General features: G+C 68.7%; 10 protein-coding genes and 1 tRNA gene. 8 read left to right on the plus strand and 3 right to left on the minus strand.

Going from position 1 to position 12242, the window contains the following annotated elements:
• The first annotated feature begins 122 nt into the window (after positions 1 to 122).
• The 5 genes from JHL17_RS05795 to prfA all read left to right on the plus strand — a co-directional run bounded on the left by JHL17_RS05795 (position 123) and on the right by prfA (position 5738).
• Positions 123 to 199, plus strand: a tRNA-Met gene (locus tag JHL17_RS05795).
• Positions 200 to 708: 509 nt separating this feature from the next.
• Positions 709 to 1977 carry a helix-turn-helix domain-containing protein gene (locus JHL17_RS05800; RefSeq protein ID WP_200191112.1) on the plus strand — a complete coding sequence of 423 codons (1269 nt, stop codon included), beginning with the start codon at positions 709 to 711 and terminating at the stop codon, positions 1975 to 1977.
• Positions 1978 to 2133: 156 nt separating this feature from the next.
• Positions 2134 to 3294 (plus strand): flavodoxin-dependent (E)-4-hydroxy-3-methylbut-2-enyl-diphosphate synthase, encoded by a 1161-nt coding sequence (gene ispG, locus JHL17_RS05805; RefSeq protein WP_200191113.1) that lies wholly within the window; start codon positions 2134 to 2136, stop codon positions 3292 to 3294.
• Positions 3295 to 3331: 37 nt separating this feature from the next.
• Positions 3332 to 4678, plus strand: coding sequence for a glutamyl-tRNA reductase (gene hemA / locus JHL17_RS05810; RefSeq protein ID WP_200191114.1), 1347 nt, complete (start codon positions 3332 to 3334; stop codon positions 4676 to 4678).
• On the plus strand, positions 4653 to 5738 hold the full coding sequence (prfA, locus tag JHL17_RS05815; protein WP_200191115.1) for a peptide chain release factor 1: 1086 nt from the start codon (positions 4653 to 4655) through the stop codon (positions 5736 to 5738). Before hemA ends, prfA begins: the two co-directional genes overlap by 26 nt.
• Before the next feature lie 20 nt (positions 5739 to 5758).
• On the opposite strand, the gene JHL17_RS05820 is transcribed toward prfA, so the two are convergent.
• Positions 5759 to 6157, minus strand: a complete 399-nt coding sequence (locus JHL17_RS05820) for an endonuclease domain-containing protein (protein ID WP_200191116.1) — start codon at positions 6155 to 6157, stop codon at positions 5759 to 5761.
• A 98-nt stretch (positions 6158 to 6255) separates the two neighbouring features.
• Here JHL17_RS05820 and prmC point away from each other — a divergent pair, with 98 nt between their 5' ends.
• Positions 6256 to 7104, plus strand: a complete 849-nt coding sequence (gene prmC / locus JHL17_RS05825; RefSeq protein ID WP_200191117.1) for a peptide chain release factor N(5)-glutamine methyltransferase — start codon at positions 6256 to 6258, stop codon at positions 7102 to 7104.
• A 283-nt stretch (positions 7105 to 7387) separates the two neighbouring features.
• On the plus strand, positions 7388 to 7834 hold the full coding sequence (locus JHL17_RS05830) for a DUF4167 domain-containing protein (protein ID WP_200191118.1): 447 nt from the start codon (positions 7388 to 7390) through the stop codon (positions 7832 to 7834).
• 10 nt (positions 7835 to 7844) lie between these two features.
• Here JHL17_RS05830 and JHL17_RS05835 read toward each other — a convergent pair whose 3' ends face one another.
• Together JHL17_RS05835 and JHL17_RS05840 are read right to left on the minus strand one after the other, a co-directional pair.
• Positions 7845 to 8621, minus strand: a complete 777-nt coding sequence (locus JHL17_RS05835; protein WP_200191119.1) for an MOSC domain-containing protein — start codon at positions 8619 to 8621, stop codon at positions 7845 to 7847.
• Between the two features lie 141 nt (positions 8622 to 8762).
• Entirely contained in the window at positions 8763 to 9314 is a 552-nt protein-coding gene (locus JHL17_RS05840) for an NUDIX domain-containing protein (protein WP_200191120.1), read from the minus strand.
• A 298-nt stretch (positions 9315 to 9612) separates the two neighbouring features.
• Here JHL17_RS05840 and clpB point away from each other — a divergent pair, with 298 nt between their 5' ends.
• Positions 9613 to 12216 carry an ATP-dependent chaperone ClpB gene (gene clpB, locus JHL17_RS05845; RefSeq protein WP_200191121.1) on the plus strand — a complete coding sequence of 868 codons (2604 nt, stop codon included), beginning with the start codon at positions 9613 to 9615 and terminating at the stop codon, positions 12214 to 12216.
• The last annotated feature ends 26 nt before the right edge of the window (positions 12217 to 12242 follow it).

Here is a 12242-nt window from a genome sequence, read left to right on the forward strand (position 1 = left end):
GGTACTGCGTCTTAAGACGTGGGAGAGTAGGTCGCCGCCAGGTCACTTAGGCTCAAGAGACGCTCCATACACGAAGCTCATGCTTGCATCTTCACTGTCCATCATCTCACATCAGGAACATCCGCGGGGTGGAGCAGCCCGGTAGCTCGTCAGGCTCATAACCTGAAGGCCGCAGGTTCAAATCCTGCCCCCGCAACCAGATCGACAAGAAGCCCGCCTCCGTAAGGAGCGCGGGCTTTTCGCTATGGGAAATTGCCTGATCGATACCCGCACCATCCGACTGATCCGCTTGTCTAGGAACCGAAGGGCGGCTTGCGTCCGCCCCGCTCAAGACAAGGACAGTCGTGACTTCCATGCTCGACTGCCCGATCGTCGGCGGTGGCCCCGCCGGACTGACTGCCGCCATCCATTATCTGGCTCGCCACCGTCGGCCGGCGCTGGTGGTCGATGAGGCGAAGAGCCGCTGCACCCGGATCCCGACCTCCCACACTCTCGCAGGCTTCACCGGCGGTATTCGCGGCACCGACCTGCTGGCCCGCAGACATCCCCGCACCCACTTGTCACGACCCGCATTCTCTGGGCTGCGGTCATTGCGGTTGCGCCGCAGGGGCGGCATGTCGTACCCATTCCGCAAGCTGCGTCCACACGGATGCCCCCGCCGCGCATGCCGTCCCGTGTGCGCGCAAGTTGCGAGCAGATGGCGAGCCCATGGCCAAGCGCAAGGTTTTCGACGATTTCGATCCGGCCCAGTCCGGTCCCTCCGTCTCCGAGACTCTGCGCGCGACGCGCATGGCGCATGGCTATGACCTGCGTGACGTCGCGACGATGCTGCGTATCCGCTACCCCTATCTGCTGGCGATCGAAGAAGGGCGGTATCAGGAGCTGCCGGGCAGCACCTATGCCATCGGCTTCCTGCGCTCCTACGCGGAATGCCTTGGATTGGACCCGGACGCGGTCGCCACGCGATACAAGGAGGAGGCGGCGGGCACCGTCCGCCGTCAGGAGCTGTATCTGCCGACGCCGGCCGCCGAAGGGCGCGCGTCGGGTGGAACGCTGTTGCTCGGCACGCTGGTGCTGGCCGGCATCGTCTATGGCGGCTGGTATTATCTTTCCGCCACCGATCGCTCCATGGCGGACCTCGTGCCGACCTTGCCGGACCGGCTGGTTTCGCTGCTGGACGGCGTGCCCGCCAAACCAGCCGAGCAGGTGGCTGAGCAGCCCGCCGCTGCGCCGCAATCAGGTGCCGCACCTTCGGTGCCGGCGGCCACATCCGCTCCCCAGGCGAACCCGACCCCGGTCAACCCGTCTTCGGTCAACCCGGCTCAGAACGGTTCCGCGCCCGGATCGTCCACAACGGCGGTGCCCACCGGTGCGGCGCCTTCCGCCCCGTCGTCATCAGCCGCGGGCAAGCCGGCGCAGCCCGCCACGCCCGCACCGGCCACCCCACCGAACGGCGCGGCCAAGCCGCCGGTAACCGCGGCGGCCCCCTCCGTGCTGCCGCCCCCGGCCCAGTCGCCGCTGCCGTCCGCCAACGCGCCGACCACAAACCAGACGGGCGGGCAGGGGATCGTCAATGTGCCGGCCCCGCCGGCCGAGGATGACGACGAGGCTTCGCCGCAGGAACCGACCCCGTTGAACGCCGCGGCATCTCCGCCGGCCGCTCCTGCCGCGCCTGCGGCGACGGTACCGGCCAACGGCAAGGTCTATGGCACGTTGAATACCAATGCGAAGCTGATCCTGAAGGCGACGCAGGAAAGCTGGCTGCAGGTGCGCGACGGCAGCGAGATCGTCTTCACGCGCGTGCTGAAGCCGGGCGACACCTTCCGCGTTCCCGACAAGCCGAACGTGAAGATCCGGACCGGCAATGCCGGCGGTCTGGTGGTGATGGCCGACGGCGGTGAAAGCCCGCCGCTGGGGTCCGTCGGACAGGTTCTGCGCGATGTCGCCATCGACGGTCACGGAGTGGTGCGGCGCTGAAACCGGGCGGGCGGGCGCCGGCAGTCATGCATCGACAGCGCCCCACCACCCCCCTCCCTTGAATCCCGGGCGCCGCAGCGCACTTCTGGCCTGACGCCGGCTGCGCTAGGATGCGGCACCCGGCACCGCTTTTCGCTGTCCAGAGGCTGACCTGAGATGACCGTGCGCGCCTACCGCCAGATCCTTCGCCGCAAATCGCGCCAGATTCGCGTCGGCAACGTGCTTGTCGGCGGCGATGCGCCGATCTCGGTCCAAACCATGACCAACACGCCGACCACCGACGTGAAGGCGACGGTGGAGCAGATCCAGGCGGCCGAGCGCGTGGGTGTGGACATCGTCCGCGTCTCCTGCCCCGACCGCGACTCGGCGCTGGCGCTGAAGGACATCGTGCGCCAAGTGAAGGTGCCGATCGTCGCCGACATCCATTTCCACTACAAGCGCGCCATCGAAGCGGCGGAGAGCGGGGCCGCCTGCCTGCGCATCAACCCCGGCAACATCGGCTCGGCCGAGCGGGTGCGCGAGGTGGTGAAGGCCGCCAAGGACCATGGCTGTTCGATGCGCATCGGCGTCAATGCCGGCTCGCTGGAACAGGATCTGCTGGAGAAATACGGCGAGCCCTGCCCGGAAGCGATGGTCGAAAGCGCGTTGAACCATGCGAAGATCCTGGAAGACAACGATTTCCGCGAGTTCAAGATCTCGGTGAAGGCCTCCGACGCCTTCCTGGCCGTCGCCGCCTACCAGGGTTTGGCCGAGGCCTGCGATTATCCGCTGCACATCGGCATCACCGAGGCGGGCGGCCTGCGCGCCGGGACGGTGAAGTCGTCCATCGGGCTCGGCATGCTGCTGTGGTCGGGCATCGGCGACACGCTGCGGGTCTCGCTGTCGGCCGACCCGTCGGAAGAGGTGCTGGTCGGCTACGATATCCTCAAGTCGCTGGGCCTGCGCCGCCGCGGCGTCACGGTGATCTCCTGTCCCAGCTGCGCGCGGCAGAACTTCAACGTCATCAAGACGGTGGAAGTGCTGGAACAGAAGCTTGCCCACATCACCACCCCGCTGACCCTGTCGGTGATCGGCTGCGTCGTGAACGGCCCGGGCGAGGCGCGGGAGACCGACATCGGCCTCACCGGCGGCGGCAACAACACCCATCAGGTCTATCTGTCCGGCGTCACCGACCACCGGTTGAAGGACCAGGACATCGTCCAGCATCTGGTCGGGCTGGTCGAGAAGAAGGCCGCCGAGATCGAAGCGGCGAAGGCCGCGGCGGAAGCCGAGGCCATCCCGGAAACCACGCGAGACGTGGCTCCCGCCGCGGAGTAAGCTGCCCGGAATTCGGGCAGGGACAGCGACCCTAGGCGTGACCACCACCTCCTACCTCGTCATCGGCGCCAGCCACCGGACCTGTTCCGGCGCCGTCCGCGACCGCCTGTCCACCGAGGAGGCGGAAGTGGCGGGCATGCTGGACCGGCTGCGTGCCGCAGGGGTGGGGCAGGCGCTTTGGCTCAGCACCTGCGACAGGGTCGAGGTGCAGGCGGTCCACGAGCGTCCGAACGAGGCGGCCCTGGCGATCGCCGAGGTGATGGCCGACCGCGCCGGTCTGCCCACCGCCGATCTGGCGCCGCAGCTCTACACCCGCACCGGCATCGACGCGGTGCGCCACCTGTTCGCGGTGGCCTGCTCGCTCGACAGCCAGATCGTCGGAGAACCGCATATCCTGGGCCAGCTGAAGGCCGCCCATCGCGATGCCGCCGGTGCCGGGCTGACGGGGCCGGAGTTGGAGGCCGAACTCCAGGCCGCCTATGCCGCCGCCAAGCGGGTCCGCAGCGAAACGCCGATCGCGGAGGGGGCCACCTCGCTGGCCGCCGCCGCCATCCAGGTGGCGCGCGACCTGCACGGCGACATCAAGCGTTGCGGCGCCCTCCTGGTCGGCTTGGGCGACATGGGCGCCCTGGTGCTGGAGGGGTTGCGCGAGGCCGGACTGCCGCGGCTGACGGTGGCGGCGCCGGTGGATCGGCGGGCGGAAGCGGCGGCGCGGCGGCTGGACGGGCATTTCGCCCCCTGGACCGATCTGGAGGCGGCGATGACCGGCGCCGATATCCTGGTGACCGCGGCCGGTCTCGGGCGCTATATCCTGACTGCCCCGATGATGGAGGCGGTGTTGAAGCGCCGCCGCCGTCGGCCGGTCTTCGTGGTCGATGCCGCCATCCCGGCGGATGTCGATCCGGCGGTGGCGGGCATGGACGGCGCCTTCGTCTATGACCTGGGCGATCTGGAGCGGGTGGCGCTGAAGGGGCGCGTCGGGCGCGAGGCGGCGACCCAGGCGGCCTGGACGATCGTGGACGAGGCGGTGGCCGCCTTCGCCCGCGACCGTGCCGAACGTGCGGCGGTGCCTGCCGTGGCGGCCCTGCGCAGCCATTTCGAAGCGGAGCGGCGGCGCCTGCTGGCCGGGCACGCCGATCTGGACGCGGCGTCGGCGACGCGGCTGCTGGTCAACCGGCTGCTGCATGCCCCGTCGGAGGCTTTGCGGGGACTGGCTGCCGACGGCAGCGGCGAGGGGCTGGCCGAGCGGGCTGCGGCCGAACGGCTGATGTTCCGCCTGTTCGGGCTGGATAGGATCGGGCTGGACAGGCTGTCCGGCACGGCGGTGGAAGAGACTGAACGGGATAAGGACGAGCGACGTGAGCCTGGACGAGAAGTTCGATAAGGTGATGGCCCGGTACGACGAGCTGCGCGACACGCTTGCGGCCGGCCTTGCCGAGTCCGGCGACTTCGCCCGGCTGTCCAAGGAATATGCCGACCTCACCCCGATCGCCGAGGCCATCGCGGAGCTGAAGAAGGGCCGCGCCGAAGCCGGCGATCTGGCCGAGATGATATCGTCGATGATGGGCGATCCCGCCGCCGATCCCGAGATGAAGGCGATGGCGGAGGAGGAATTCCACGTCCTGACCAAGCGCATCCCGGAACTGGAGCGCAAGGTGCAGATCTCGCTTCTGCCCAAGGACGAGGCGGACGAGAAGAACGCCATCCTCGAGGTGCGCGCCGGAACCGGCGGCGACGAGGCCGCGCTGTTCGCCGCCGAGCTGTTCGAGATGTACCGCCGCTATGCCGGCCTGCGTGGCTGGCGGTTCGAGGCGATGGACGTCAGCGAGACCGGCATCGGCGGTTACAAGGAAGCCACCGCCAACATCACCGGCCGCGGCGTGTTCGCCCGGTTGAAGTTCGAGTCCGGCGTGCACCGCGTCCAGCGCGTGCCGGCGACCGAGGCGCAGGGCCGCATCCACACCTCGGCCGCCACCGTCGCCGTGCTGCCCGAAGCGGAGGAGGTCGACATCCATATCGACGAGAAGGATCTGCGGATCGACGTCTTCCGCTCCTCCGGTCCCGGCGGCCAGTCGGTCAACACCACCGACAGCGCCGTGCGTATCACCCACCTGCCGACCGGGCTGGTGGTGAGCCAGCAGGACGAGAAGTCGCAGCACAAGAACAAGGCCAAGGCGCTGAAGGTGCTGCGCGCCCGCCTGTACGACCGCGAGCGCGCGGAGAAGGACGCCGTCCGCGCCGCCGACCGCAAGAACCAGGTCGGCAGCGGCGACCGCTCGGAACGCATCCGCACCTACAACTTCCCCCAGGGACGGGTGACGGACCACCGCATCAACCTGACGCTCTACAAGATCGACAAGGTGATGGCGGGCGAAGCGCTGGACGAATTGGTGGATGCCCTGATCGCCGAAGACGAAGCGGCACGGCTGGCCGAGCTGGGGTGATTGCCTTAGCGATGCAACGCCTAATCCCCTCCCCCGCCCAGCGGGGGAGGATCAGGGTGGGGGCGAGTGTCCGCATCTCTTGGCCCTCCCAAAGCCTCCAGAACGCTGGTCACCACCCCTTCGGGATTGCGAAGAACATCATTGTTCCAGAACCTTAGAATCCGCCATCCGCGCTCCATCAGGAACGCCGTGCGCGCTTCATCATAGCTGGAGTCCGCATGCTGCCCGCCATCGACCTCAACCGCGACGCAGACCTCGAGGCACGCGAAATCAAGGATGTAGGGAGGGATCGGATGCTGCCGTCGGAACCGCCAGCCGCCAAGCTGACAATTACGCAGGTACTGCCACAGGCGGCGTTCGGCCTCGGTCGGCAACGTGCGCATGCCGCGGGCGCGCTTTTTGAGAATGGGGTCGCGCATCGGGTGAGTGCATATGTGTGCAGGGCTTGTCCCCACCCTAACCCTCCCCCGCTGGGCGGGGGAGGGGATGAGTTGTCGCGGGAGAGGGGAGTATATCCATGAACCTCCGCACCCTGCGCGTGCAGGCCGAGGCGCGTCTGCGCGAGGCCGGCATCGACACGCCGGAACTCGACGCCCGCTATCTGCTGGAACATGCGCTGACCCTGACCCGCACCGACTTCGCCACCAAGGCGGAAGCAACCGTCCCCGACGCCGATGCCGCCCGCGCCCTGGCGCTGGTCGAACGGCGCGCGGCGCGCGAGCCGGTGGGGCGCATCCTGGGGCATAGGGAGTTCTGGACCATCGACCTCACCCTCAACCCCGACACGCTGGAGCCGCGGCCGGACACCGAGACCGTGGTGGAGGCGGTGCTGGCGGCGGTCCCCGACCGCAAGGCCGCCCTGCGCCTGCTCGATCTCGGGACCGGGACGGGGTGCATCCTGCTGGCGCTGCTGTCGGAACTGCCGAACGCCACCGGTCTCGGCGTCGACCTCAGCCCCCTGGCGGTCGAAGGGGCGGCCGGCAATGCCGAACGCAACGAGCTGGCGGAACGCGCCCGATTCCGGACCGGCGACTGGGCCGAGGGAATTCAGGAGCGTTTCGACATTGTGGTCTCCAATCCGCCCTACATCCCCAGTGCCGAGATCGCCGGGCTGGAGCCGGAAGTGCGGGAGCATGACCCATTGCGGGCGCTGGACGGCGGACCGGACGGGCTGGAGCCTTATCGCATCATCGCCGCCGAACTGCCGCGCCTGCTGGTCGCCGGCGGGCTGGCCGCCTTCGAGGTCGGGCAGGGTCAGGCGGAGGATGTGGTGGCACTGGTGGAGGCGCAGGGGCTGGGGGAGACGGCGATCCTGTGTGACCTCGGTGGGGTAAAGCGCTGCGTGCGAGCCCGGAAGGGACTGTAAGGCGGGTGCTCCTCCAAAAAAACGGTTGGATCGGCCGGCTTTGACGGGTAGTGTGCGGTACACGACCGCGAACCTACGGCCTGCGGAGCAAGAATCTCGGATGGTTTTCTGCCGAGCGCTGACCGCCATGGCCTGCCGCACGCGATGCGGACGCGTCGTTTGAACCCCGTGAGCGACCCATGGAAATCGTCCATGGCGTGCTTGGTGGCCGGGCCGGAAGGCCGGATGGCCGCCGGAGCGTTCCGGGGACTGCGCTTCTCTTGCATGGGGCCTTAAGAGCCGAATGAGACAGGGACCGAACTCCAGGCGTTCGCGTGGTCGTGGCAACAGCGGCGGCGGGGGCAGCGGCGGCAGCGGCGGAGGTGGGGGCGGCAGCGCCGGCGCCGGCCGGCGCCAGAACGTTCCGCTGCGCCACCAGACCTTCGACAGCAACGGCCCCGACGTCCGCATCCGCGGCAATGCGTGGCAGGTGCAGGAAAAATATCAGGCGCTGGCCCGCGACGCGATGTCGTCCGGCGACCGCGTGCAGGCGGAAAACTACCTGCAGCATGCGGAGCATTACCTCCGCATCATCAACCAGATCCAGGAATCGGAAAACCGCCAGCGCGGTGGCCAGCCCATCAGCGGGCACGGCCATCAGCCGCAACCCTCCCTGCACGGCGGCGATGACGACGACTCCGCCGCCGAGGACGAGACGGACGGCGAGGAGCGGACGGCCGTCAACGCCTGATCCCCGATGCTCAATCGAACGGCGTGACCGGGTCGCCCATTGCGATCCGGCCGCCGCCGGTCACCCGGGCGCGCAGCAGGATTTGGCTGTGGCCATAGCCGCGATCCATGATGGTCGGCAGGCTGATATCGGCAATGCCGGTATCCGGGTTGACGTCGTTGCCGGGCGTGCAGTCCAGCGCCTCCACCACCTCCAGCGTCGCGCTCCCCACGGTCAGCTTGCGGCCGACCCAGCCGCGTTCCGCCCAGGGATCAATGCCGCCATCGACGCCACCGAACAGCAGGTTGGCGCGCAGGCGGCGGGGATCGACCGGCTGCTTGGCGATCCGCTCTTCCAGATCGCGCAAACTGGCGAGGTTCAGCAGCGTGATCGACGGCTCCTCGCTGTTGCCGAAAGCGCCGTGCCGCGCCTCGACCAAGCGGGGCATGCCGGGGACGATGCCGGCCAGATAGGCGGCGAAGAACTGTTCGAGCAGCGTGCGGCCCATCGGCTGGTCCAGCCGGCCGCGCGAGACCTGCCGCCCGCCCCGGCGGATCACCAGAGCCCGCGTCACCTCGTCGAACTCCGTCTGCAAGGCCGCCAGCTTTTCCGTGCGGTCCAGCGTGAAGAAGTCCGATGGCAGACGCCATCCTTCCGTTTCCGCATCCAGTGCCGCCGGGCCGTGCAGCAACCCGTAACGGCGGTCGAGCGGGATCGCCTGACCGGCGGTCAGGTCGGTGGCGGGAAGGTCCTGGCCGCTCATGCCCTTGACGGGGTAGCGGCGGATGGCGGTCAGTGTGGCGTTCATTGCACTGCACAATGAAAGGGCCGGAGCATCCCTGTCAACCGATGCGGTGCCCGTTTCTCACGCTGTGGCGAGGGGGGCGGCAAGGGTCGTGGCGGGTTGGATTGTCCGGACCGCCTGCTCCACCCCCGTGATCTGGTGCCGCTACCAGCGTTCGGCGACCGGCCGCCGGCCGAGAAATTCCTCCAGCCGCCGCCCGGTGGCCGGCGACAGCCCCGCCGGCAGCCGGTCGAGCGGGAAGAACCGGGTTTCCACGATCTCCACCCCGTCGGGTCTCGGGCTGCCGCTCCAGCCGCGCACGACGAAGACCGCCACATGGTCGCTCGCCCCGTTGCGGAAGCGGGCATAGATGCCGAATGGCTGAGCGGGACGGTCGGCGATCAGCCCGACTTCCTCCCGCACCTCGCGCCGCATGGCGTCGACCAGCGTCTCTCCCCGCCCGACACCGCCGCCCGGCAGGTGCCAGCCGTCGACATAGCTGTGCCGGATCAGCAGGACGCGGGGAACCGCCGGGTCCGACTCGTCCAGGATGATCGCCCGCACCCCCATGGTCAGCGGACGCGCCACCCGGTGCCAAGCCCCGCGCAGGCTCCAGGCGAGACGGAGCAGGCGGGCCGTCAGGGTGCGGGGCATCGGTTGGTCGACGGGCACGGGCTTCGTGCTGGTGCGGGAACCGGAGGCGGCCAGATCGGTCATGGTGAAATCCGGAACGGGGAACCATCGAAGGCGGGATGGCGGCAGTCTAGCGGTGGGAAGCAGGGGTGGTGTAGGGGGCAATCGGCGGGTCGCGCGCTACCCCTTTTTCCCGGTCCTAGGCGGTCTGGTGGGGGAGGCCATGGCCGGGGTTCTCCCCCGATAACCTTTCTGCACGGATGGTCTTGCATGGCCTGCCGCCTTGCCTACATCTTCGGCAGCATCCTTGCGGATCGCACAGTTACGTGGATCGGATCGACCGGGCTGCCTCGCGGACGGTCGATAGGAGAAGGGGAGCATCATGGATTTCGAGCAATACACCGAGCGGAGCCGCGGGTTCATCCAGGCCGCGCAGACCCTGGCCGTGCGCCGGGGGCATCAGCGCCTGACTCCGGAACATCTGCTGAAGACGCTGCTGGACGACAAGGAAGGCCTTGCCGCCAACCTGATCCGCGCGGCGGGCGGCGACCCCAAGGCGGCCCTGTCGGCGGTGGACGCCGAACTGGACAAGCTGCCGAAGGTCGAGGGCAGCGGCGCCGGCCAGCTCTATTTGACTCCCGAGCTTTCCCGCCTGTTCGAGCAGGCGGAGAAGGTTGCGGAGAAGGCCGGCGACAGCTTCGTCACCGCCGAACGCATCCTGCTGGCGCTGGCCATGGCCGACGGCACCCCGTCCGGCAAGGCGCTGAAGTCCGCCGGCGTGACGCCGCAGGCGCTGAACACCGCCATCAACGACATCCGCAAGGGCCGGACCGCCGACAGCGCCGGTGCCGAGCAGGGCTATGACGCGCTGAAGAAATACGCCCGCGACCTGACGGCCGCGGCGCGCGACGGCAAGCTCGACCCGGTGATCGGCCGCGACGAGGAAATCCGCCGCACCATCCAGGTGCTGGCGCGGCGCACCAAGAACAACCCGGTCCTGATCGGCGAGCCCGGCGTCGGCAAGACCGCCATCGTCGAAGGGCTGGCCCAGCGCATCGTCAAGGGCGACGTGCCGGAAGGGCTGAAGAACAAGCAATTGCTGTCGCTCGACCTCGGTGCGCTGGTGGCGGGCGCCAAGTACCGTGGCGAGTTCGAGGAACGGCTGAAGGCCGTGCTGTCCGAGATCCAGGCGGCGGCCGGCGAGATCGTCGTCTTCATCGATGAACTCCACACGCTGGTCGGCGCCGGCAAGTCCGATGGCGCGATGGACGCCTCCAACATGCTGAAGCCGGCATTGGCCAGAGGCGAGCTGCATTGCGTCGGCGCCACCACGCTGGACGAGTTCCGCAAATACATCGAGAAGGACGCGGCGCTGGCCCGGCGTTTCCAGCCGGTCTTCGTGTCGGAGCCGACGGTGGAGGACACCATTTCGATCCTGCGCGGCCTGAAGGAGCGCTACGAGGTCCACCACGGCGTGCGCATCACCGACAGCGCCATCGTCTCGGCCGCCACCCTGTCCAACCGCTACATCACCGACCGCTTCCTGCCCGACAAGGCCATCGACCTGATCGACGAGGCGGCGAGCCGCCTGCGCATGGCGGTGGACAGCAAGCCGGAGGCCATCGACGAGCTCGACCGCCGCATCATCCAGCTGAAGATCGAACGCGAGGCGCTGAAGCGCGAGCAGGATGCCGCGTCGCGCGACCGGCTGGTCAACCTGGAGCGCGAGCTTTCCGACCTGGAGCAGGACTCGGCCGAGCTGACCGCCAAGTGGCAGGCCGAGAAGGACCAGCTGCAGGGCGCGCAGAAGATCAAGGAGGATCTGGAGAAGGCCCGCACCGAGCTGGAGACGGCGCAGCGCGACGGCAACTGGGGCCGCGCGGGCGAACTGGCCTATGGCGTCATCCCCGGCCTGGAGAAGGCCCTGAAGGATGCCGAGGAGCATGCCAGCAACCGCATGCTGAACGAGGAGGTGCGCGACGGCGACATCGCCGCGGTGGTCAGCCGCTGGACCGGCGTGCCGGTCGACAAGATGCTGGCCGGCGAGCGCGAGAAGCTGCTGGCGATGGAGGACAAGCTGCGCGGCCGGGTCATCGGCCAGGACGAGGCGATCGTCGCCGTGTCCAACGCCGTGCGCCGGGCGCGGGCCGGGTTGCAGGACCCGAACCGTCCCATCGGCTCCTTCCTGTTCCTCGGTCCGACCGGCGTCGGCAAGACCGAGCTGACCAAGGCGCTGGCCGAGTTCCTGTTCGACGACGAGACGGCGATGGTCCGCCTCGACATGTCGGAATATATGGAGAAGCACTCCGTCGCCCGCATGATCGGCGCGCCTCCGGGCTATGTCGGCTATGAGGAAGGCGGGGCGCTGACCGAGGCGGTGCGCCGCCGGCCCTATCAGGTCGTGCTGTTCGACGAGGTGGAGAAGGCCCATCCCGACGTCTTCAACGTGCTGCTACAGGTGCTGGACGATGGCCGGCTGACCGACGGGCAGGGTCGCACCGTCGATTTCCGCAACGTCGTCATCATCATGACCTCCAACCTCGGCTCGCAGGCGCTGGCCGAACAGGCGGAGGGCGAGGACAGCGCCGCCGTGCGCGACGAGGTGATGGAGGCGGTCCGCGCCCATTTCCGGCCGGAATTCCTCAACCGCCTGGACGAGATCCTGCTGTTCCACCGGCTCGACCGCCGGCATATGGGCGGCATCGTCAAGATCCAGCTCGGCCGCCTGACCAAGATGCTCGCCGACCGCGAGATCACGCTGACGGTGGACGAGGCCGCGACCGAGTGGCTGGCCGAGGCCGGCTACGACCCGGTTTATGGTGCCCGTCCGCTGAAGCGGGTGATCCAGCGCGAGTTGCAGAACCCGATGGCGACCCTGATCCTGGAAGGCCGCATCAAGGACGGCCAGACGGTGGCGGTCGGTGCCGAAGGCGGCTCGCTGACCATCGACGGTCAGCCGGTCAGCGGGCTGGTGCGGAAAGGGTGAGGGTATGCCCGGACCATTCCCCTCTC

This window comes from Azospirillum endophyticum (assembly GCF_016595245.1).
Classification (GTDB): domain Bacteria; phylum Pseudomonadota; class Alphaproteobacteria; order Azospirillales; family Azospirillaceae; genus Azospirillum; species Azospirillum endophyticum.